At 63.9% G+C, this 22,043-nt stretch carries 21 protein-coding genes and 1 pseudogene; 15 read left to right on the top strand and 7 right to left on the bottom strand.

Going from position 1 to position 22,043, the window contains the following annotated elements; all coding sequences use genetic code 11:
* Nucleotides 1-8 precede the first annotated feature (8 nt).
* The gene (locus tag ACZI8R_RS14470; protein ID WP_463380332.1) at nucleotides 9-3,500 is read right to left on the bottom strand and encodes an indolepyruvate ferredoxin oxidoreductase family protein; all 3,492 of its coding nucleotides are present in this window, start codon (nucleotides 3,498-3,500) and stop codon (nucleotides 9-11) included.
* Between the two features lie 138 nt (nucleotides 3,501-3,638).
* Here ACZI8R_RS14470 and ACZI8R_RS14475 point away from each other — a divergent pair, with 138 nt between their 5' ends.
* Together ACZI8R_RS14475 and ACZI8R_RS14480 are read left to right on the top strand one after the other, a co-directional pair.
* Nucleotides 3,639-4,151, top strand: coding sequence for an Lrp/AsnC family transcriptional regulator (locus ACZI8R_RS14475; protein WP_463380333.1), 513 nt, complete (start codon nucleotides 3,639-3,641; stop codon nucleotides 4,149-4,151).
* Nucleotides 4,152-4,174: 23 nt separating this feature from the next.
* Nucleotides 4,175-4,636 (top strand): 6,7-dimethyl-8-ribityllumazine synthase, encoded by a 462-nt coding sequence (locus ACZI8R_RS14480; protein ID WP_463380334.1) that lies wholly within the window; start codon nucleotides 4,175-4,177, stop codon nucleotides 4,634-4,636.
* Between the two features lies 1 nt (nucleotide 4,637).
* On the opposite strand, the gene ACZI8R_RS14485 is transcribed toward ACZI8R_RS14480, so the two are convergent.
* Entirely contained in the window at nucleotides 4,638-5,273 is a 636-nt protein-coding gene (locus tag ACZI8R_RS14485; RefSeq protein WP_463380335.1) for a restriction endonuclease, read from the bottom strand.
* Nucleotides 5,274-5,416: 143 nt separating this feature from the next.
* Between ACZI8R_RS14485 and ACZI8R_RS14490 the strand changes: the two genes are divergently transcribed.
* Both ACZI8R_RS14490 and ACZI8R_RS14495 read left to right on the top strand, forming a co-directional pair.
* Nucleotides 5,417-6,922 carry a SulP family inorganic anion transporter gene (locus ACZI8R_RS14490; RefSeq protein WP_463380336.1) on the top strand — a complete coding sequence of 502 codons (1,506 nt, stop codon included), beginning with the start codon at nucleotides 5,417-5,419 and terminating at the stop codon, nucleotides 6,920-6,922.
* Nucleotides 6,919-7,299, top strand: a complete 381-nt coding sequence (locus ACZI8R_RS14495) for a MerR family transcriptional regulator (RefSeq protein ID WP_463380337.1) — start codon at nucleotides 6,919-6,921, stop codon at nucleotides 7,297-7,299. The genes ACZI8R_RS14490 and ACZI8R_RS14495 overlap by 4 nt, the downstream gene beginning before the upstream one ends.
* Before the next feature lie 9 nt (nucleotides 7,300-7,308).
* Here ACZI8R_RS14495 and ACZI8R_RS14500 read toward each other — a convergent pair whose 3' ends face one another.
* Nucleotides 7,309-7,740 carry a pyridoxamine 5'-phosphate oxidase family protein gene (locus ACZI8R_RS14500; RefSeq protein WP_463380338.1) on the bottom strand — a complete coding sequence of 144 codons (432 nt, stop codon included), beginning with the start codon at nucleotides 7,738-7,740 and terminating at the stop codon, nucleotides 7,309-7,311.
* A 26-nt stretch (nucleotides 7,741-7,766) separates the two neighbouring features.
* Nucleotides 7,767-8,273: an SRPBCC family protein gene (locus ACZI8R_RS14505; RefSeq protein ID WP_463380339.1), complete on the bottom strand. Its 507-nt coding sequence runs from the start codon at nucleotides 8,271-8,273 to the stop codon at nucleotides 7,767-7,769.
* A gap of 99 nt (nucleotides 8,274-8,372) precedes the next feature.
* On the opposite strand from ACZI8R_RS14505, the gene ACZI8R_RS14510 reads away from it, so the two are divergent.
* From ACZI8R_RS14510 to ACZI8R_RS14530, 5 genes and pseudogenes are all read left to right on the top strand, one after another.
* Nucleotides 8,373-8,723, top strand: a complete 351-nt coding sequence (locus tag ACZI8R_RS14510) for a hypothetical protein (protein WP_463380340.1) — start codon at nucleotides 8,373-8,375, stop codon at nucleotides 8,721-8,723.
* Between the two features lie 38 nt (nucleotides 8,724-8,761).
* The gene (locus tag ACZI8R_RS14515; protein WP_463380341.1) at nucleotides 8,762-9,730 is read left to right on the top strand and encodes an isopenicillin N synthase family dioxygenase; all 969 of its coding nucleotides are present in this window, start codon (nucleotides 8,762-8,764) and stop codon (nucleotides 9,728-9,730) included.
* Between the two features lie 137 nt (nucleotides 9,731-9,867).
* Nucleotides 9,868-10,581 carry a GTP pyrophosphokinase gene (locus ACZI8R_RS14520; protein ID WP_463380452.1) on the top strand — a complete coding sequence of 238 codons (714 nt, stop codon included), beginning with the start codon at nucleotides 9,868-9,870 and terminating at the stop codon, nucleotides 10,579-10,581.
* A 13-nt stretch (nucleotides 10,582-10,594) separates the two neighbouring features.
* Nucleotides 10,595-11,869: pseudogene (locus ACZI8R_RS14525) on the top strand (sulfite reductase subunit alpha); the annotation flags it as partial.
* A gap of 53 nt (nucleotides 11,870-11,922) precedes the next feature.
* Nucleotides 11,923-12,369 carry a flavodoxin domain-containing protein gene (locus tag ACZI8R_RS14530; RefSeq protein WP_463380342.1) on the top strand — a complete coding sequence of 149 codons (447 nt, stop codon included), beginning with the start codon at nucleotides 11,923-11,925 and terminating at the stop codon, nucleotides 12,367-12,369.
* 70 nt (nucleotides 12,370-12,439) lie between these two features.
* Here the strand turns inward: ACZI8R_RS14530 and ACZI8R_RS14535 are convergent, their stop codons facing one another.
* Nucleotides 12,440-13,318, bottom strand: a complete 879-nt coding sequence (locus ACZI8R_RS14535) for a LysR family transcriptional regulator (RefSeq protein ID WP_463380343.1) — start codon at nucleotides 13,316-13,318, stop codon at nucleotides 12,440-12,442.
* 120 nt (nucleotides 13,319-13,438) lie between these two features.
* Between ACZI8R_RS14535 and ACZI8R_RS14540 the strand changes: the two genes are divergently transcribed.
* Genes ACZI8R_RS14540 through ACZI8R_RS14550 form a run of 3 tightly spaced genes read left to right on the top strand, consistent with a single transcriptional unit; the run spans nucleotide 13,439 to nucleotide 17,047 of the window.
* Nucleotides 13,439-14,191, top strand: a complete 753-nt coding sequence (locus ACZI8R_RS14540; protein ID WP_463380344.1) for an SDR family oxidoreductase — start codon at nucleotides 13,439-13,441, stop codon at nucleotides 14,189-14,191.
* A gap of 21 nt (nucleotides 14,192-14,212) precedes the next feature.
* Nucleotides 14,213-15,382, top strand: a complete 1,170-nt coding sequence (locus ACZI8R_RS14545; RefSeq protein WP_463380345.1) for a low temperature requirement protein A — start codon at nucleotides 14,213-14,215, stop codon at nucleotides 15,380-15,382.
* Nucleotides 15,383-15,385: 3 nt separating this feature from the next.
* Nucleotides 15,386-17,047 (top strand): alkaline phosphatase D family protein, encoded by a 1,662-nt coding sequence (locus tag ACZI8R_RS14550; RefSeq protein ID WP_463380346.1) that lies wholly within the window; start codon nucleotides 15,386-15,388, stop codon nucleotides 17,045-17,047.
* A 1-nt stretch (nucleotide 17,048) separates the two neighbouring features.
* Here ACZI8R_RS14550 and ACZI8R_RS14555 read toward each other — a convergent pair whose 3' ends face one another.
* Nucleotides 17,049-17,861, bottom strand: coding sequence for a family 1 encapsulin nanocompartment shell protein (locus ACZI8R_RS14555; RefSeq protein ID WP_463380347.1), 813 nt, complete (start codon nucleotides 17,859-17,861; stop codon nucleotides 17,049-17,051).
* Nucleotides 17,858-18,886 (bottom strand): Dyp-type peroxidase, encoded by a 1,029-nt coding sequence (locus ACZI8R_RS14560; RefSeq protein ID WP_463380348.1) that lies wholly within the window; start codon nucleotides 18,884-18,886, stop codon nucleotides 17,858-17,860. Before ACZI8R_RS14560 ends, ACZI8R_RS14555 begins: the two co-directional genes overlap by 4 nt.
* Nucleotides 18,887-19,043: 157 nt before the next feature.
* Between ACZI8R_RS14560 and ACZI8R_RS14565 the strand changes: the two genes are divergently transcribed.
* The 3 genes from ACZI8R_RS14565 (at nucleotide 19,044) to ACZI8R_RS14575 (ending at nucleotide 21,924) form a co-directional block, all read left to right on the top strand.
* Complete coding sequence (locus ACZI8R_RS14565) at nucleotides 19,044-19,886, top strand: siderophore-interacting protein (RefSeq protein WP_463380349.1); 843 nt, start codon at nucleotides 19,044-19,046, stop codon at nucleotides 19,884-19,886.
* 212 nt (nucleotides 19,887-20,098) lie between these two features.
* Nucleotides 20,099-21,550, top strand: a complete 1,452-nt coding sequence (locus ACZI8R_RS14570; RefSeq protein ID WP_463380453.1) for a stealth family protein — start codon at nucleotides 20,099-20,101, stop codon at nucleotides 21,548-21,550.
* Nucleotides 21,547-21,924, top strand: a complete 378-nt coding sequence (locus ACZI8R_RS14575) for a helix-turn-helix domain-containing protein (protein WP_463380350.1) — start codon at nucleotides 21,547-21,549, stop codon at nucleotides 21,922-21,924. Before ACZI8R_RS14570 ends, ACZI8R_RS14575 begins: the two co-directional genes overlap by 4 nt.
* Nucleotides 21,925-22,043 lie beyond the last annotated feature (119 nt).

The following is a 22,043-nucleotide window of genomic DNA, read 5'->3' on the forward strand; positions in this document are numbered from 1 at the left end:
CTTTCCGATCAGAGGTGAGAATCGATGGGGGTTACGTCCACACCGAGCTCGGTGAGACGCTGAAGGTAGAGCGCGACGTTGCGAAGCTTGACGTCCTCGTATCCGCGCACGAGGTCGGGCGTCTCCGCGATTCGGGTGGCCGACTCGTACGAGTCGACGCCGAGGGTGTCGATCAGGCCGACCAGGACGGTTCGGTAGTGCTCGAGCAACTGACGCTCGAGCTTGCGCATCTTGGTGTGACCGAACGGGTCGAACGGTGTTCCGCGGAGGAACCTGCCCTTGGCGAGCGCCCGCATCGCTACGTGCGAGCGCGGACCCAGCCCGATCTTCTTCTTGCGGCCCATCGCCTTGAGGATCGGTGGGTGCAACTTGTACGTGAGGTTGCCGGCGCCTGGAACCTCCGCTGCAGTCGCTTCGAGGAAGGCGGGATCGACCAGCATCCGCGCCACCTCGTATTCGTCCTTGTAGGACGTCAGCTTGTGCAGCCCGGCTGCGACGGCCTCACTGAATTCGGTCCGCTCGGTGACCGCCCGCTCCGCGACGAACGCGCGCTCGACCAGCGAGATGTACTGAGCGGCGATGCGGTCACCCTGGTACGCAACCAGGTTGGCGGCGCGGCGTTCGGCGAGTTCGCGAGTGACACCCGTCAGGACAGTGCCCGTAAAGAGGTGCGCGGGCACCACGGTGTCGCTTCTCGGCGCCACGATCGCAGAGTTCGTCGCTCGCATGAACGCGTCCCGATCGGCGACCGCCACGCGACCCCAGCTGAACGCTGCCTTGTTCGATTCGACTGCAACACCGTTGATCTCGAGTGCTTCCTCGATGAAGCGCGCCGGAACAGGTAGTCCACCTGCCTGATACGCAGCGCCGACGAGGAGGAAGTTGGCTGCGGCCGTGCTGCCGAACAGGGCGTTGGCGGCCGCGAGTCCGTCGATCTCCGTCAGCTCACGGGCCGAGACGTCGAGCCGCTCCAGCAGCTCCTCTTCGTCGGGGTGCCGAACCTGCGGGTCGTAGACCATGTCGCCCGTGGGTGTGCGGCTCGTCGACGCAACCGTGACGGTCCGCTCGCGGTTGCCGAAGCTGGCGTACTTGGCATCCGCCGCGGTGAGCAGGTCGAACGCCAGAATGCAGTCGGCGGTGGACGGACTGATGCGGTTGGACGGCGCGCTGCCACCTACCTTCGAATCACTCAGTCGAAGGTGCGAAGTGACCGGTCCTGCCTTCTGACTGAGACCGGTCTGGTCCAGCCCCTCCACGTGCAATCCGGCGCGGAGCGCGGCCATGCCGAGCACCTGGTTGACCGTGACGATTCCGGTTCCGCCCACACCCGCCATGAAGAGGCTGTGGGAACCGGTCCAGACGTCCGTCTCCGGCTCGGGTACCTGGGGCGGCGTCGGAATCACGTGCTCGCTCTTCGGTGCCCCTTCCTCCGGCAGCTCGACCGTCACGAAGGACGGGCAGTCACCCTCGAGGCAGGAGTAGTCGGTGTTGCAGCTGGTCTGATCGATCTTCGTCTTGCGGCCGAACTCGGTGTCCACCGGTTGCACCGACAGGCAGTTCGATTTCACACCGCAATCACCGCAGCCCTCGCACACGGCTTCGTTGATGACGACCCGGGTCCGGCGAGCAGGCAGCTTGCCGCGCTTGCGCTTGCGCCGCGCTTCCGCTGCACACTGCTGGTCGAAGATGAGGACGGTCACGCCCTCGATATCGCGGAGCATGCGCTGCGCCTCGTCGAGTCGGGTCCGATCCCACAGAAGCGTTCCGTCGGCGAAGCGGGCTCCCTTGTGCCGCTTGGGCTCTTCGGCGCAGACGATGATCTGCTTCACGCCCTCGGACGCGAGTTTGTGTGTCAGTTCCGGCACGGTGAGCCCCGCTTCGGCGTCCTGGGCGCCGGTCATCGCTACGGCAGCGTTGTAGAGAATCTTGTAGGTGATGTTGACCCCGGCCGCGATGCACGCCTGAACGGCGAGCTGACCGGAATGGAAGTACGTTCCGTCGCCGACGTTCTGGAAGATATGTCCGACGTCCGTGAACGGGGCCTGGCCGATCCATTGCGTGCCTTCGCCGCCCATCTGGGTGAGCATGGTGACGGCACTGTCTTCACGCCCCGACATGGTGACGAGGGTGTGGCAACCGATGCCGCCGCCGGCGATCGATCCTTCCGGAACCGCAGTCGAGCGGTTGTGCGGGCAGCCGGAGCAGAAGTACGGGGTGCGCGAGGTGGGCAACACCGTCAGCTCGAGCCGCGGCGGAGGCGGCGGCGTGATCGCCACACGATCCTTCAGAACCCGGCGCAGCGGCCCGGCCAGACGAGCCGCAGTGAGCTCGCCGTCGCCGGGAACCAGCTGTCGCCCCTGCTGGTTCTTCTTGCCGAGCACGACCGGAGCGGCCTGCTCGCCGTACAGAATGTCCTTGAGCTGTGACTCGACGAACGGCATCTTCTCCTCGACGACAAGGACCTGCTCGACACCGCTCGCGAGTTCGCGAACCTTCGCGCCGCCCAGCGGGTACGGCATGCCGACGCGCAGGATGCGGATGCCGGCATCTTCGAGGTCCGTGTCGCCCAGCCCGAGGTCGAGCAGTGCCTGCCGCAGCGAGTCGTATGCGGTTCCCACGGCGACGATTCCGAGCCACGCAGCCGTCGGGTTCACCTCGATACGGTCGATGTCGTTGGCCGCGTTGAACGCCTCGACCATGGCCCACCTGGGACCGTAGAGGTCTGCCTCGGCGAGGACGCTGTCGGGCGGGGACGCCATGATCCGCTGGCGGTACGACCACGGCTTGCCGTTCCATTCGAGCTCCGGCGAGGTGATCTCGAGGTCCGCGAAGTTGCGGTCCAACGTCCACAGCCCGTCGGCCACGTCGGCGACGATCTTGATGCCGGACCAGCAGCCGGACAGGCGTGACAGCGCCACGCCGTACAGGCCGAAGGCGATCACCTCTTCAGCGTTTCGAGGGAAGAACACGGGCATGCCCATCGCGGCCATCGATCGTTCGCTGGCGCACGGAATGGTGGACGACTTGGCGTTCGGGTCGTCGCCGACCCAGGCCAGCACGCCGCCGCGCGGGTGCGCGCCGTACATGGTGGCGTGCCGAATGGCATCCGATGCCCGGTCGATGCCGGGCCCCTTCCCGTACCAGTGGCCCGTGACGCCGTCGTGCGTGCGCTCGCCCGTCGGCAGATCCACCTGGCTGCCCCATACGGAGGTCGCGGCCAGTTCCTCGTTCATGCCGGGAACGAAACGAACCTCGTGATCGCTCGAAAGAGTGGAGATCGAGGCGATGGTGCGATCGAGACCGGCCAGTGGGCTGCCCTGATACCCGGAGACGAAGGCGGCGATGTTGTGGCCGGCCCGGTGGTCGCGTTCGTGCTGTTCCACAAGCTGACGCGCGATGGCCTGCACACCGGTCAACAGAACCGGCCCGGAATCGGCGCGATACCGATCTGCGAGATCGAAGGAAGCGGCCTCGGCTCGTACGTCGTCCAGCTGGGTCATATCGATTCCCCGATCATCCAGATTGAGCATTTCGTGAACCCAATGCTCGTATTGGCATACGATCTGGTCAACGCAAATCTGATCAACTAATCGAATCAGTCAGAACGTGACGCCAGTCACTCCCGGAAGGTGTCCAAAGTGCTCAGCATCGACAAGCTCGACGTCCAGCTACTCGGATTACTGGGGCGCGATTCACGCATGAGCATCGCGGAGATCGCGAGTTCTCTCGGCATCGCCCGCAACACCGTGCAGTCGAGATTGAAGCGGATGGAGACGAACGGCCTACTCACCGGTTTCCGTCCCAATCTCGATCTCCAGGCCGTCGGTATCCCGATTCAGGCGTTCGTCGGACTCGAGCTTCAGCAGGGCAAGATCTCCGCCGTCAGCACCAGTCTCGTCGCTCTCCCCGAGGTGATCGAGATTCACGCCACGACGGGTCGGGAGGACCTACTGGTCCGAGTGGCGACGTCCACTCACGCCAAACTGCAAATTCTGCTCGAGCAGATTGCAAACCTGCCGGGAGTCACGCATTCGACCACCACGATCGCGCTCACCAGCCCACTGCAATACCGGATTCAACCCCTTCTCGAGGACCTCACCGATGACGCCGGATGGGGCCGCTCGACTGCCCTGCCCCGTTCACAGCGATAGGTTCGGTGCGCTAGTTTCGTCTCATGAGTGAGAGTCAGGGACGGATCGCGTTCATCCAGGCCACGTGGCACCGCAACATCGTCGACCGCGCACGCGAAGGATTCACCGACCAGGCAGTGAGTCTGGGATTCGCGAAGGACGACCTCGACTACTTCGAGGTCCCCGGCGCATTCGAGATTCCGCTACACGCACGCCGCCTGGCGCTCACCGGCCGCTACGACGCCGTCGTCGCTGCGGGCCTCGTCGTGGACGGCGGAATCTACCGACACGACTTCGTCGCCACCGCCGTCATCGACGGCCTCATGCGCGTGCAGCTCGACACGGACGTGCCCGTGTTCTCCGTGGTCCTCACCCCGCACTACTTCCACGAGCACGACGAGCACGTCGACTACTTCACCAACCACTTCGTGAAGAAGGGCGCCGAGGCCGCACGGGCCGTGGACGCCACGTTGAAGTCGCTGCGCGCCCTGCCGACGGCGGAGTAGCTCAGCGCAACGACATCTGACGGCCGCGCAGGTGGATCACCCAGAAGACGGGTGCCAGCGCCACGCTGACCACGGTGACGAGAACCCGCAGAGCTACCGGCCAGGCACTGAAAGGTGCAACCAGTAGCGACACCGTGAAGAACAGGGCGCCGATCAGCGGCCAGTGCCGCATCCAGAATTCGCGAGCTACGCCCCACGCCGATTGCGCGACGGACAGCGCCGGCGACGGAGTGCGCACGGCGGTCTGCGAGGGAGCCGGTCGCGGCGTCTCCACGCGTGAATTCATCAAGGTCCGAGCACGATCGTTGACCGGCGATACTTCACCGATCTCGTCGAAAACGAAGAGGGCGATGCCGACCTCGCCCGCATACCGAGTGGCGTCCTCGGTGTACTCGGCGCCGGAGAAGTACAGAAGGGCACGCCGCGGGTCGAGTCCTCGCGCGCCGTACAGGTTCTCGATGTCCGATTCCTCGGCAGCTCCCCCGCGCCACTTCACCTGCGCGTAGGCACGTTTGGAATACACGTCGATTCCGCCGTCCGCACCACCGGGAAGCGCAGTGGCATCGACGAATCCGAAATCGCGCATCTTTGCGGCAGCATTGATTTCGGCTTCTGCAGCGGTCCGTACCCGTGTCACGTGTGACTCCCCCGATGTGATTGTGTTCCTCACTCGAAGGTACATCGTGACCGAAGGCCCACCGGTTAACAGCCTGCGATCAAAGTCACACCCCCGTCTACCACTTGGCTCTCTACCCTCCCGTAAGGGTAGATTTTCGCTCGATGACGACACAGCAGCTCGACCGCAACACTCGCGACGAAGGATCGGTACGGGCCGCGATCCGGTCGCCTCGCCGATTGAAGACCGAGGTTCTCGGCGGCATGGTCGTCGCGCTCGCCCTCATCCCGGAAGCCATCTCGTTCTCGATCATCGCGGGGGTCGACCCTCGCGTCGGACTGTTCTCCTCGTTCACCATGGCCGTCACCATCGCCCTTGTCGGCGGGCGGCCCGCAATGATCTCCGCGGCGACCGGGGCCATCGCGCTGGTGGTCGCACCGCTGTCGCGTGAGTACGGGATGGACTACCTCATTGCCGCGGTCTTGCTGGCCGGCGTACTGCAGATCGTTCTCAGCCTGCTCGGCGTCGCGAAGTTGATGCGATTCATCCCACGCAGCGTCATGGTCGGCTTCGTCAACGCACTCGCGATCCTGATCTTCACGGCGCAGTTGCCTCACCTGATCGACGTGCCCGCGTTGGTTTATCCGATGGTTGCAGTCGGGCTTCTGATCATGGTGTTTCTCCCCAGACTGACCACGGCGATACCCGCACCACTCGTGTCCATCGCGCTACTCACGGCCGCAACAGTGGTGTTCGCGCTGAACGTTCCCGACGTGGGCGACGAGGGTGAACTGCCGTCGAGCCTGCCGTCCTGGATGATCCCGGACGTGCCGTTCACCCTCGACACGCTGTCGATCATCGCTCCGTACGCGTTGGCGATGGCCCTGGTCGGGCTGCTCGAATCGTTGATGACCGCAAAACTGGTCGACGACATCACCGATTCGCACTCGAACAAGACGCGTGAGAGCTGGGGCCAAGGCGTCGCGAACCTGGTCACCGGACTCTTCGGCGGCATGGGCGGATGCGCGATGATCGGCCAGACCATGATCAACGTCAAGGTCTCCGGGGCGCGTACCCGCATCTCCACATTCCTGGCCGGCACCTTCCTGCTGATCCTCGTCGTCGGGCTGGGCGACATCGTGGCGCTGATCCCGATGGCAGCACTCGTCGCGGTGATGATCATGGTGTCGGTCGGGACCTTCGATTGGCACTCGATCGCCCCGAAGACATTGCGGCGCATGCCTCGAAGCGAAACTCTGGTCATGGCCGCCACGGTCGCAGTCACCGTCGCCACCCACAACCTGGCCTATGGCGTGATCGTCGGCGTCCTCACCGCGATGGTGCTGTTCGCCCGCCGGGTCGCGCACGTCACCGAGGTCGTCGACGTCGCCCACCCCGACGAGAACACCAGGGTGTACGCCGTTCGGGGTGAGCTCTTCTTCGCCTCCAGCAATGATCTGATCTACCAGTTCGACTACGTCGGGGACCCGGAGAATGTCGTGATCGACCTGTCCGGTGCTCACGTGTGGGACGCGTCCACCGTTGCAACTCTCGATGCCATCACCACCAAGTACGCCGCCAAGGGCAAACAGGTGGAGATCATCGGACTCGATGCGTCGTCGTCCGAACGGCATCTACGCCTCAGCGGTCGACTCGGAGTTACCGAATGACGGTCCGGCACATGCAGATCGGCGAAGTCGCCGAGCGCACCGAATTGTCGATCAAGACGATGCGACATTACGACGAGGTCGGACTGGTGACCCCGTCCGAGCGCAGCCCCGGCGGTTTCCGTCTCTACACGGAAGCCGACGTCCAGCGTTTGTTGGTGATTCGCCGCATGAAGCCGCTCGGATTCACCTTGGACGAGATGCGGCAACTACTCGGGTCGCTCGAGACGCTGGCTTCGAGTACGTCGCACGATGACAGGGCGAGCGCACAGGCATTCGTGGCCGATTGCCACTCCCGCGCAGAAGAGAGCTGCCGCAAGCTGCGCAGGCAGGTCGCGTATGCCGAGGAACTGACCGCGCTACTTGCTGATCACGCCTGAGGTCCGAGTTCAGAATCCGATCTTGCTGTAATCGACGGTGAGCCAATGTTCCGGCCGCATCCGGATGATGACGGCCCGGTCGTTGAAGGACTGTTCAAGGAACTTCTCGACTTCGTCCTCCGGGAGATAGCGACGCACGAGGTCGCGGATCTGGTCGACAGTCGGGTTCTCTTCGAACACCGCCGGCCCTTCCACGCTCACGTACTTGTACGGCGGGGCTTCGTTCTGCGCGACGAGGCTGTAGCGACCGCTGGCACGGATGAGTTTCTCTTTCACCGTGCCGATCTCGGTCCAGACCCACACGTCGCCGCCCGGCTCGTAGGAGTACCAGATGGGCACGGCGAGTGGCGCGCGTCCGTCACGGTCGACGGCGATCACCCCCACGTGCAGATCTGCCAGAAAAGCCTCGCGCTCGGACGTGCTCATGCTGGTGGCCGACATGACGTGCTCCGCTCTGTTGGGTGCCCTCAGGCCTGGGGCTTTTCCATTACTCGCTTCAGATTGCGCAACGTGATTTCGATGTTCTTCTGCTGATAGTCGGCGAATACTTTGCCGCGCGTGACGATCTTGTCGAAGATGTTCGCCGCGACATCCGGCCAGCCCTTGCGGTCGTCGGTCCAGGTTTCGGTGACCTTCGTGCCGCCGTCCACCGTCTCGAACCGGTACTCCCACGACGCGATCGGGGCGCGAACGCGCGGGGACTTCGCGCCGATCGCTCGCACCTTGAACGCGAACCGCTCCCCCGGGTCTGCTGCCGTGACGATGCAGCGGGTGGTCCAACCGACCCCACCGCGCTTGTTGTGTCCTTCGAAGGTCATGTCGACGTGTGCATCACCGCCCCCGTCCGGCAGTGTCGCGCCCGTGTTCTCGGGGCTCCAGTTGCCCATCTGCGTCGGGTCACTGATCTGTGCGTACAGCGTGGCGGCGTCGGCGTTCACGACGATGCTGTCCGACACGGTCAGGGTTCTCGGCATCTACGACCTCCTCGATCCTCACGAGCCTACTGGCAACCGCCCCCGAGTTAGCGTCACCTGGGTAAACAGTTCCCCAAACGACTGCCTACGGTGTCGGGCATGGACACCGTCTACAACATTGTCGTAGCACTACACGTTCTCGGTATGGCAGCGATCGTCGGCGGTTGGCTGGCGGTCCTCAAAGCGCCGAGCATCACGCCCGTCATCCTGTGGGGCGCTCGCGCGCAGTTCGTCACCGGACTGATCCTCGTGGGCATCGGCGAGGCAGTGATCGACAAGGAGTACGACCACGCGAAGATCGCCGTCAAGCTGATCGTCTCGTTGGCAGTGGTCGCCATCGCCGAGATCACCAACGGCAAACAGAAGCGCGCCGAGGGAAACCCCACTCTGGTTCACGTCGTCGGCGGGCTTGCCGTGCTCAACACCTTGGTTGCCGTCCTCTGGACGTGATCCGTCCGCATTCGCGTGCGCGGGGATAACGTGGAGTCATGCTCCCCGTAGTCGACTTCACCGACTTGGACTCGCCGTCCGGGCGTGAGCGACTGCGCGAGATCACGCATCACGTCGGGTTCTTCTACCTCGAAGGACACGGTGTCGATGCGAGCCTGCAGAGACGCGTGTTCGACGTGGCGCGACAGTTCTTCGCGCTGCCGGACGAGTCGAAGCACGCGGTGGCGATGATCGACAGCCCACACTTTCGCGGCGACAACCGACTCGGCGGCGAACTGACCAACCAGCAGACCGACTGGCGCGAGCAGATCGATATCGGCCCGGAGCGCGATCCCGTCCCGGGCGCCACCGGCTACATGCACCTGCAGGGCCCCAATCTGTGGCCGGCGGATCTGCCCGAGTTTCGCGCCACCCTCGAGGAGTACGACGCGGCGCTGGCCGAGGTGGGAAAGCAACTGCTTCGACAGTGGGCCGCCTCGCTGCATGCAGATCCGACGGTGTTCGATGCCGCGTTCGCGCAGCTCCCCGCGACGCTGATCAAGGTGGTTCGCTATCCCGCCCGGCCGAGTGCGGACGTCACCGGCGATCAGGGTGTGGGTGCCCACAAGGATTCGGGTGTGCTGACGATGCTGCTGATCGAGCCCGGTTCCTCCGGGTTGCAAGTGGAGGGCGAGGACGGGTCCTGGATCGATGCCCCACCTCGCGAAGGGGCGTTCGTCGTCAACATCGGGGAACTCCTGGAGGTCGCGACCCGCGGCTATCTGCGTGCCACCCGCCACCGGGTGATCACAGCCCCTGGAACTCCCGAACGTCTGTCCGTGCCGTACTTCCTCAACCCGGCACTCGATGCCACGGTTCCCACCATCGAACTCCCGCCCCAACTCGCCGCGCACTCGCGCGGAGTCGAGGAAGATCCGTCGAACCCGCTCTTCGAGACGTACGGCGAGAACGCGTGGAAAAGTCGTACTCGGGCCCACCCCGACGTGTTCACCCGCTGGTACCCGTAGGAATCGGTGGCACACTCGTGATGAGACATCCCGGACGTGATCGAGGCGTCCGGAGGAAGGTAAACGTGAGCACCGACGACAGAGTCGAGACGGATCTCGGCGCCGAGATCGAGCGCTGGGACATCGACAGCCCGGAAATGCGGCTTCAGTTCGGTCGCGTTCGGAGTGACTTCACCCGCTTCATGATGTCGTACCAATTCGGTATCTCCGAGTTGATGACCAAGATCAACATCCTCAAGGACGAGTTCACCTACATTCACCAGTACACACCGATCGAGCACGTCTCGTCGCGGTTGAAGTCGCCGGAAAGCATCATGCGCAAGTCCCTGCGTCGGGGCATCGACTTCACGCTCGACGACATCCGGGCCAACCTGACCGACATCGCCGGCGTTCGCATCACCTGCGGTTTCGTCCGCGACACCTACAAGGTCGCCGAACTGTTGATCAGCCAGTCCGACATCACCGTTCTCGAGGTGAAGGACTACATCGAGAACCCCAAGCCCAACGGCTACAAGAGCCTGCATCTCATCGTCGAGGTGCCGGTGTTCATGAGCGACCGCAAACAGTCGGTGTGCGTGGAAGTGCAGATCCGCACGATTGCGATGGACTTCTGGGCAACTCTCGAGCACAAGATCTACTACAAGTACGACCGCGCGATCCCGGCGCCGCTTCTCGCGGAACTGACCGATGCCGCCGAAGCCGCGAGCAAGCTCGATCTCAAGATGGAGCGTCTGCACGACGAAGTGGCAAAACTCAAGGCCGAGCCGACACCGGTCGAGCAGGAAGTCGCTGCACCCCTGCCATCGGAACTCTTGGAACTCCTCACCCGTCAGCAGCGGAATTCCGACTGATCGCATCCCCACCGACTGCGAGATTGACCACGACGGTCCCGATTCTTGATGGATTTCCGTTATTCTTCCGCTGTTTGCCTCTGTGGAAATAGTCGGAAAGGAGCCCGCAGTGTCCGAGGGTCAACTGGCCGAAGTTGTCCAGCGTGACGTCAAGTCCGCACACAAGCGTTCGCCCTGGAACCGGAAGAATCCGTACCGCTCCCAGCTGACGGTGAACCGCCGATTGTCCGGAGCCGACTCGGCGAAGGAAATTCGGCACTACGAGTTCGCGCTGGCAGACAGTGGACTCGAGTACGAGGCCGGCGACTCGCTCGGCGTCATGCCGATCAACGATTCCGACGTGGTCCTCGCACTCCTCGAACGTCTCGGATTCGACGCCGACGCGGCAGTCACCGGCAAGGAACGACCCCTGAGCGACCTGCTGACGCACTCCTACGAGATCTCGACCCCGTCGATCGAATTCGTGGACGAAATCGCGAAGCGCGTGGACCACGACGAGCTGACCCGTGTGGCCCAGAGCAACGACAAGGCCGAACTCGACGCCTGGCTGTGGGGCAAAGACGCCCTCGACCTACTGGCACTCGATCCGTCACTGCGCTTCGACGTCGACGAGTTCGTGGGTCTCCTGCGCCCGCTGCAGCACCGCACCTACTCCATCTCCTCCAGCCCGCTCGCAAACCCGGATCACGTGCATCTCACCGTCGCGAGCGTTCGCTACACGTCGACGGGACGCGATCGTCGTGGGGTGTGCTCGACGTATCTTGCGGACCGTCTCGCCGCAGGTGACCTCGGCGGGATCTTCATCTCCAAGAACAAGTCGTTCCGAGTGCCTGCGAACGACGACGCACCGATCATCATGGTCGGCCCAGGAACGGGCGTGGCACCGTTCCGCGCCTTTCTTCAAGAGCGCAAGGCGCGTGGTGCGACGGGACGCAACTGGCTGTTCTTCGGTGACCAGCACCGGGCGTCGGACTACATCTACGAGGAAGAGCTCGAGGCCCTGCGGGCCGATGGCATCCTCACTCGCCTGGATCTGGCGTTCTCCCGCGACCAGGAATACAAGGTCTACGTCCAGTCGCGGATGCTCGCGAACGGCAAGGAACTGTTTGGGTGGCTCGAGGAGGGCGGCCATTTCTACGTCTGCGGCGACGCCTCGAAGATGGCCGACGACGTCGACCGTGCACTGCACGAAATCGTCGAGACCCACGGCGGCCTCACCGCCGAGGAAGCTACCGACTACGTGACCGAACTGAAGCGGGAGAAGCGGTACCTGCGCGACGTGTACTGATATTCGTCAACGGCGCAACACAATTCGAAGTTCAGGGAAGAAGGAGAAAGACGATGGGCGTGGTCGTGCTGTACGGCAGTGAGACCGGAACGTGCGAGTTGGTGGCCGACCATGTCGTGGACACGCTGAGCACCTACGGTGACACGTCCCTCTACGACATGATGGAGTTCGATCCCGAGGACCTCGACACCGAGGATCTGCTCGTCGTCGTGTGCTCCACCTACGGCGATGGCGAGCTGCCCACCGGTGCCGAGCCGTTCTACGAGGCACTGTGCGACGAGGAACCCGACCTCGCCGGAGTGCGTTTCGCGATGTTCGGTCTCGGCGACAGCGTGTACGAGACGTTCAACCGCGGCGGCGAGATAATGGCCGAGAAGCTCACCGAGCTCGGTGCCACCCAAGTCGGTGAGCACGGGCGTCACGACGCCTCGAGCACCGTCCGTCCGAAAGATCTGGCCCAGGAGTGGGCGAAGAAGATCGCCGAGGAGTTCCTCGCCTAGGGCGGCTCCGCCGCTTGTGAGTGGTTGACGAGTCCGTGGACTCGCTGGCCGCGCACGGGCGCGCAGCGCCTCAGCCGAGCAGTGCCTGGCGTAACTCGGAAACCGTGTGCCGCAACCACAATGCCTGAACGGGTGCCTGCGGCGAGTCGTCGAGCGGAACCACCCGCACCCGCCCGTCGTGGTACGTCCCCGGCCGTGACGTCACGAATGCGACGGCCGCGTAGTCGACGACCGCCGTGGTCGGCATCGTTCCCTGAACCCGGTTGATCGCCACGGACGGTTCGAACCCCGCTCTGCGACAGATCGATACGAGGAAGTCGGAATAGAAGGACGATCCTGGCGGCGCCCACAGCACGATCGTCTCGCCGGCAAGATCGTCGATACGCACCACCTCGCGTGTGGCGAACCGATGGTTCGCCGGCACCGCCAACTGCAGCTGGGTGTAACCGATCACCGCTCCGGCCACCCCTTCCGGTGTCGTCACTCCTCGCCGCAAGCCGACGTCGACCGCACCGTCGCGAAGGCCATCCTGCATTTCGTCCGGAAACATCTGTCTCACGGTGATGGAGACGTCGCGGCCGGCCGCTCGCACGGGCGCCAGAAGGTCGAACACCTCGTCCGAAGTGAGAGCAGGACTGTGCGCAACAACGAAGGGCGCCGAGGCACTCGAATCCGCTGAGCGCGCCGACTGCGCCAGAGATGCAGAGGCCGCGAGCAGTGGCTCCGCGCCCGCACGCAACGCGCGACCTGCGGACGTGAGGGCGATCTGCCTGCCTCGTCGATCGAACAACGCCACCCCGAGATCACGCTCGAGTTGGCGAATGGCACTGCTCACCGCCTGCTGGGTGAGGAACAGATCGGCAGCGGCCTTGGTGACGTTCATCCGGTCCGCCACTGCCACGAACTGGGCCAGCTTGCGAAGGTCCAGCGGTGTCGTCCGATCAGCCACTCCACAAACAGTACTTGTCGTAAAGGCACTTTTTCGTGTTTCCCATGCGTGATTCCAACTCCTAACGTCGAGAGAACACGGCAACGCCGTGCGCACACACCGACAACTCGAGGAGCATTCGTGGCACAAGCACTCCAAGGAAAATCAGCGATCGTCGCGGGAGGAGCAAAGAACCTGGGCGGGTTGATCAGCACCACTCTGGCGCTCGAAGGCGCCAACGTGGCGGTGCACTACAACAGCGACAGCTCTGCCGCCGACGCGGACCGCACGGTCGAAGCTGTGAAGGCCCTCGGCGTCCAGGCGGTGGCGGTGCAGGGCGACCTCACGAAGCCCGCGAACGTCGAGAAGCTGTTCGGGACCGCAAAGGACACGTTCGGCGGTGTCGATATCGCCGTCAACACCGTGGGCAAGGTACTTCGCAAGCCCATCGTCGACACCACCGAAGACGAGTACGACTCGATGTTCGACATCAATTCCAAGGCCGCATACTTCTTCATCAAGGAGGCCGGCAAGCAGCTGAACGACGACGGAAAGATCGTCACCATCGTCACGGCGCTGCTCGCAGCGTTCACCGACGGCTACTCGACCTATGCCGGCGGCAAGAGCCCGGTGGAACACTTCACTCGCGCTGCCGCAAAGGAATTCGCCGATCGCCGCATCTCGGTGAACAACGTTGCACCCGGCCCGATGGACACCCCGTTCTTCTACCCGCAGGAGACGCCCGAGCGGGTCGAGTTCCACAAGTCGCAGGCGCTGGACGGACGCCTCACCAAGATCGAGGACATCGCTCCCTTGGTGAGGTTCCTCGTCACGGAGGGCGGCTGGACAACCGGTCAGACGTTGTTCGCCAACGGTGGCTACACCACACGCTGAGCAAAGGTAGCGTCCCATCTCGTGAACAGCGCCCGATCGATACTGCGCCCGTTGGCGGCGCGCGACCCCGATGAACCGCACCGCGTCGCCACGCCGTTGGAGCTACTGACCGATCTGTGTTTCGTCGTGGCCGTTGCGCAGTCGGCCACGGCGTTGCACCACGCGATCAGTGAAGGCCATGCAGCGGCAGGCTTCGGTCACTTCCTGATGGTCTTCTTCGCTGTGTGGTGGACGTGGCTCAACTTCACCTGGTTCGGCTCGGCGTACGACAACGACGACATCCCGCAGCGTCTCCTGACGATCCTGCAGATTCTGGGCTCGCTGGTGATGGCCGCGGGTGTCGTCCGATTCTTCGACGGTGATGCGCTGCTGGTGATCGCCGGCTATCTGATCATGCGCATCGCGCTGGTGGCGCAATGGCTCAGAGTCTCGGGGAGCGACCCGGAACGGCGCACCACTGCGCGCCGATATGCGACGGGCATCGTGATCGTGCAGTTGGGATGGGTCGGGTTCTTCTTCGTGCCCGCGGCCGCGGTGGTGCCGGTGTTCTTGCTGCTGGTGGTGTGCGAACTCGCCGTCCCGGTGTGGGCGGAGCGTGCAGGCGCCACGCCCTGGCACCCCCATCACGTGGCCGAACGGTATTCGCTGTTCTTCATCATCGTGTTGGGCGAGACGATCCTGTCCACCACGGTGGCGATTCAGGACGCCGTGGCCGGTGAGCACCCGGCCGCGCAGGTCGCCTACGTGGTGATCGGCGGGGTGCTCATCGTGTTCAGCTTGTGGTGGCTGTACTTCGATCGCAGCGCGGGTGAGGCCCTCGAGCGCGGCGCCGGCTCACCGTTCGTGTGGGGGTTCGGGCACTATCTGATCTTTGCGGCGGCTGCCGCGATCGGTGCGGGATTGGCGGCACGCGTCGACTTCTGGACCAGTCATACGGACGGCTCGGGTGTCGTCACGGGTGCGGCATTGACGGTCCCGGTGGCGGTGTTGCTCGCGTCGTTGTGGTTCTTCCACATCCGCCATCACGATTCGACGGCCCGCACGCTGGTGCCGTTCGCCGTTGCGACAGTCGCGGTGCTCGCCGGCACCTTCTCCCCTGTTCCCGAACTGGTTGCGGGCGTCGCGTGTGCCGCATTGCTTGCGACACAATTGATTGCCGACCGAACGTCGCGTGCGGGGTATACCGTCTGAACCATGGGCTCCCACGATCCCGGCCTCGTCATCGGACCGCTCCTTCGGTATACCGACGAGACGTCTGCGGTGATCTGGGTAGAAGTGGCATCCCGGTCCACCGTCACCGTCCGCAGTGGCGACCGAGCCTGGCAGGCCGCGACGTTCTCGGCACACGACCATCACTACGCACTGGTCGACATGGACGGCCTGGAACCGGGGACGTCGTACGAGTACACCCTGGACGTCGACGACCAACAGGTGTGGCCGCCTGAATCCGGCGAGGGCGCACATTTCCCGGCGAGTGTCGTCCGCACCCTCGATCCTTCACGCAGGATGCGCTTCGCTTTCGGCTCGTGCCGCACGAGCGTTCCCCACGACGACGAGTCGAACAAGACGCACGGCATCGACGTCCTGCGTGCGTTCGCGCTGCGCATGATGGAGGGCGAACGCGACGACCGTCCCGACTTCGTACTCTTCCTCGGCGACCAGGTCTACGCGGACGAAACATCGGAGGCGATGCAAGACTTCATCGCCTCGCGGCGCAGCCTGGACGAGCCACCGGGCGTGGAACTGCAGGGCTTCGAGGAGTACGCACACCTGTACTACTTGTCGTGGAGCGATCCCGCGAACCGTTGGCTTCTCGCGACGCTGCCCAGCGCCATGATCTTCGACGATCATGACGTGCGCGACGACTGGAACACCTCACACACGTGGCGGTTGCAGATGGAGGCCACCAACTGGTGGAAGGAGCGCATCGTCGGCGCGCTCGGGTCGTACTGGATCTATCAGCATCTGGGCAACCTCTCGCCCGCTGATCGGGCCGAGGACGAGATGTGGCGGTACGTCCTCGAGCTGCGCGAGCGGGGTGAGGACGACATCACCGAGCGGCTCGACGACTTCGCCGACCGCGCCGACGATCACCCGGACAGCTATCGGTGGAGCTATTCCCGCGATCTCGGCGCTTCTCGGCTGATCGTGATCGACTCGCGCGCTGCTCGCGTACGCGGTCCGGACACTCGCCGAATGCTGGACGAGAACGAAACCGAGTGGCTTGACACCAGGATGCGGGGCGACGTCGACCATCTGTTCATCGGCACGTCCTTGCCGTATCTGTTGCCGAAGGGACTACACGCGTTCGAGGCCTGGAACGAGGCCGTCGCCGAAGGAGTGTGGGGCCGCCGGGCCGGCCGGATCGGTGAGAAGATTCGCCAAGGCGTCGATCTCGAACACTGGGCGGCCTTCCAGAACTCGTTCCGCCGGCTCGCCGGAGTCGTCCTGGAGGTGGCCGACGGCAAGCGTGGCAAGGCGCCGAGCTCGGTGACGTTTCTGTCTGGAGACGTGCACCATTCCTACCTGGCGCAGGTCGACCGCGATGGCGACGGAAGCACGATCCTGCAGGCCGTCTGCTCGCCCATCCGTAATCCGCTGCCCCGGTGGATTCGGGCGGGGCAGTCGCTTACTTCCAAGAAGCCAGTGGTCACCGTCGGGCGCGCACTGGCGCGATCAGCGAAGGTGCCGAAGCCGCCGTTCACGTGGCATCTCACGGCAGGGCCGTGGTTCGACAACATGCTCGGCACGGTCACGGTAGATGGTCGCGAACTCGACATCTCGTGGTCGATCGCCCACCGTGGCCATACCGGCATCACGGTGGGCGTCGAGAACGTCTACACCCTCGAGAACTGAGTTACTTGCGCTTCTTCGGGCGAGTCAGCGCCACGGATGCCTCACCCGTGTAGGCGAGGAACGTCAGCGACTCCTGCAGGTACAGCTCCACGGTGTCCGCTGTGTGAGAGGTGTAACCGATCGAGACATCCTGTCCCAGTTGCAGATCGAAGTCGCCGCCACGGGTGGTGACGACGAAGGCACCATCGATGGCAGGCGCCCAGATGATGTCACCTTCGATGAGCCGCTTCAGGTGTTCGCGGATGGGGTAGCCGTGGTCGGAGGTTTCGCTGACCTCCGTGTAAGTCTCGGCGTCGAGCAGCACGGAGTACGGGCCGTCGACACCTGCGAGGCGCAGCTCCGAGAGAGCCTTGCTGATCGCGTTCGGAAGGTCACGGACGTCTGCCGGAAGTTCGATGGGCGCGTTGCTGCTGTTGGCACGGATGCCTTCAATCTGAGCGGCCGGGTAGCCCTCGAAGATGGCGCGATCTTCGACAAGCGCCAGCTTGTTGGCCGCGTCCTTGACCGGGTCCCAGTCGGAATCCTGCGAACCGCGCTCGACGTCTTCGATGTCCTCACGCTTGAGCGTGAACGGCACCCGCAGTTCGACCAGCGGCTTGGTGAGCCGGATACGGGAGGTCACGCCGTCACTCGGCGGGTCGACCTTCTGGGTGTGGCCGGTACCGACGCAGGACTGACCGAGACCGGAGGGGCCGTTGACATCCACGATGCGTCGTCCGGCGATGTTCCGCTTGAACGTGCGCGTGGCCTCCTCCTCGATCTCCGACCACGCGGCATCGGTGACGGGCGCGAGTTCGCGAAACAGGTTGTTCATCGGAGGACGCTCCTTTTCAGACTGCCGATTGCCAGGGAGCCGGCCTGGACCGGTGGTACTTGCGCTTCCTCGGTCTCCTCGTCCGCCGCCGGCGGCGGTGGGAGTTCGTCGAGGAAGTCGATGGTGGGGGCGAAGAACAATCCCCCGGTGAGTGCCGTGGAGAAGTCGAGCAGGCGATCGTGGTTTCCGGGCGGATCGCCGATGAACATATTCTCCAGCATCTTCTCGGTTATCGCCGGATCGGAGGCGTAACCGATGAAGTAGGTGCCCATGTCGCCGTCCTTGAACGTGCCGAAGGGCATGTTGGCGCGGACGATGTCCTGTTCCTCGCCGTTCTCGTCCTCGATGACGTTGAGGGCGACGTGGGAGTTGGTGGGTTTGACGTCGTCGGACATCTCGATGTCGTCGATCTTGGTGCGCCCGATCACCCGTTCCTGTTCTTCGGTGGAGATGTCACCCCACGCATCCAGGTCGAGTCGGTACTTCTGCGCCACCACGTAACTGCCGCCGACGAAGTCGGGATCTTCGTCCCCCACCAGAGCGGCGTCGTCGCCTTCTTCGCCGGACGGGCTTTCGGTTCCGTCCATGAAGCCCAGCAGGTTTCGGCGGCCGAACGAGAGGAACCCGTGTACCTCGTCGACCACCGTGGTGACGTCACGCAGTTGGTTCATGATCTGACGGCCCACCTCGAAGCACACGCTCTGCTCGTCTCCACGAACGTGAAAGAGCAGATCCCCGGGCGTGGAAGGCATGTGGTGCGTCTCGCCGTGCAGTTCTTCGAGGACGTGCAGATGTTCCGGACGCGGCCCGGAGAACAGACGATCCCATGCCTGCGAGCCGATACCGGTGACGACCTGCAGATGGACGCCGACCGCACGGAAGTCGACAGTGCGCGCGATGCTGGAAACGTCCTCGAGGAGATCTCGTACCGTTTCCTCGCCGCCCTCGTCGATGGTCAGCACCAGAAACAGCGCGGCCTGGGTGAGCTGACCGACCACAGGCTGTGGTTGTACGGGCTCCGACATCCGGCCTACTCCGTTCCGATTGAGCAAACAGTTCGTCACAACCGTAGCGGACCACGCCCACATCGGAGGGCTGCGGATACCTACCTCCGAATACCTCCCCAGCCGATGATTAGGCTAGGCAAACACAAGTCGAGGACCGGAGTTCGTGAGGAGAAGCATGTCGAGAGACCGACACATCGAACGCATCACCGAGGTTCTGGAAAGCCGATCCGGGGCCAAAGTGCCGTATCCGGTCGGGTTTCGACAGCTCGAGGTGCTGCGCAAGGAGATGGTCGGCTCGGCGCTGCTGCGTCTCACCTTCGGCGGTCCCGAGCTGGAAGGCTTCGAGAACCACACAGCAGACGAACACGTGCGGTTCGTCTTTCCTGACGAAGATGGAACCGTTCGCCTGCCGGAGAAGCACAACTTCGCGTTGAAATGGCCTCGCCCCATGCCGATTTCACGCGAGTACACAGTGCGGCGCTTCGATGCGGGCGCAGGGGAGCTCGACATCGACTTCGCGCTGCACAAGGGCGGCTTCGCGTCCGGCTGGGCCGAGGCAGCAAAGCCTGGCACGCGAATTCACGTGGCCGGACCGCCCGGGGGCCTCATCGTGCCGATGGCCTACGACCGCTACCTGCTGGCCGGCGACATCACCGCTCTGCCGGCCATCGCCCGGTGGCTCGAATGGTTGCCGCGAGATGCCTCCGGCTGGGCGTTCATCGAGGTGACGGATGCGTCGGAGCAGATCGAGCTCACTCCCCCGGACAACGTCGAGGTGCAGTGGCTGCACAGAGGCGCAGCCGAACCCGGTACGTCGGACATCCTCGAGAAGGCGGTGTGTTCGCTCGATGTGCCCGAAGGCGAGCGCGTCTACGCGTGGATTGCCGGTGAAGCCACGAGCCTGCGACCCATCCGCAAGTTCGTGCGGAACGAACTCGGCATAGCCAAGGACGACTGCGACATCTCCGGATACTGGAAACGCGGTGTCACCGACTTCGACGAAGACCATGAGGACTGATTCGGGCTCGACCACCTAGAATGACGTTGTTCGCACTCGCGATCACCACCGAAGGGACCGACATTACAGACGCCTCCGCTCCGCATGACATCTACTTCGTACCGCCGGAGCAGGAGGCCGACCGTGCCGTCGCCCACGAGTCCGCCGCAGCACAGCTGCGTTTGCGTGACCGTCCCGATGTGGTGCGCGCCAAGGGCCGCTTCGCGCTGACGATGGATACCGTCACCCCGCACGAGGCCATGGTGGAGGACCTTCTTTTCATCCGTGACGTGCTCGACTCTGCGGGGATCGAATTTCTGCTGGTCCGCGGCAACGACGAGCGGCCCGTCATCGCGATCAACTGGGACCGACGCACTGAACTGCGCGCGGCCCTGGTCGCAGCGTGCGAGAACCTGCCGTTCTATTCCAAGACGGTGGATGCAAAGCGCGGCCGGGCTGTGTTGGTTGCCGACGGAGTCTTGTCGACCACGTCGAAGGCTCGGATCTTCCGGTTGTTCCGGCCGAGGGTCCATTTGGCGAGCGGACTCGTGTACGGAGCGTCGACTGGTGTGCAGATCGAGCTGTGGTCGATTACCGACGAGCAGATCGTGTTGCCGATGGAGAACTCGCTGACACGACGCGTGGTGCGCTCGGAAGAGGCGGTTCGTGGCACGGTCGAGCGGTTCGGGCGAGTGTGGCCGACCATCGAGAACATGTTTGCCGACCATGCGTCGGACATCAATTTCGATATCGACCTGGTGTTCTCGTGGGTGGACGGTTCGTCGAAAGAGTTTCAGGCGCAGCGTGCGAAGCGCATGAAGAACTATGTCGTGGGTGAGGGCGACGATTCCGACGCTCGGTTCCGGCAGATCGACGAGCTGAAATATGCACTCCGGTCGGTGCACATGTATGCGCCGTGGATTCGCCGCATCTTCGTGGCCACCGATTCACCCCGGCCGGCGTGGCTGGCAGACGATCCCCGTGTCACTTTCGTGCGCAGTGAGGAATTCTTCGCAGACCCGTCGGTGCTGCCCACACACAATTCGCAGGCCGTCGAATGCCAGCTGCACCACATCCCCGGGCTCAGCGAGCACTTTCTGTATTCCAACGACGACATGTTCTTCGGTCGTGCAGTGGGCCCGCAGATGTTCTTCTCCCCCGGCGGCATCAGCATGTTCATCGAGGCGACCACACGAATCGGATTGGGACACAACGACGACGAGCGCAGCGGCTTCGAGAACGCGGCGCGCGTCAACCGGCGGCTGCTACAGGACCGGTTCGGGCTCATGACCACCCGACACCTCGAGCATGCCGCAACACCGCTGCGCAAGAGCGTGATGGCCGAGATGGAGAGGGAGTTTCCCGAAGAGTTCGCGGCCACTGCAGCGAGTACGTTTCGGGCGAGCTCCAATATCTCGGTAACCAACTCGCTCTACCACTACTACGCCCTGATGAGTGGGCGTGCGGTGGTTCAGACGTCGGCACGCGTGAAGTATGTGGACACCACGATGAAATCGGGGTTGCGAGACATGGATTCGTTACTCGCGAAGCGGTCGATGGACTTCTTCTGCCTCAACGACGGCAGCGCGCCCGAGATCGACCTCGAGTTGCGTACGGAGAAGGTCACCGGCTTCCTCGAGAACTATTTCCCAATTGCGGCGCCCTGGGAGACTCGATCGGTATGAGCATCGATCACGTCGTTCCCGCACTCGGCGCCGAGGCCGCGAGCGCCTTGGCAGCTGTCACCGCCTCGGCGGATACGCACACCTCGGTCGGCCTCACTGTCGGCGGCGTCGATGTCGCCCTCGAGCCGACCGTGCGCGAGGCCGTACTACAACTGTTGGCACTGTTGAGCGAAGGTCAGGGCGTGACGCTGGGCGCGGTGTCGGAACTACTGACCACTTCCCGCGCCGCGGAGATCCTCGGAGTCTCCGACACCTACGTACGGCGGCTGGCAGATTCGGGCGCACTACCCATCGAGTTGCGCGGTACGCACCGGCGCTTCCGCCTCTCCGACGTCATGGCGTACCGAGAACAGGCAGCGCAGAAGCGCAGTTAGGCTCGGTAGGTGTCCGCGCGATGCGATATCGCGGTTACCTCCACTGTGTGGTTCACATCATTGATCAGATACAACACTCGGTACGCGCCCCGGCGGGCACTGAAGGCTGGGGCAAGTGG

Source organism: Rhodococcus huquni (assembly GCF_055231055.1).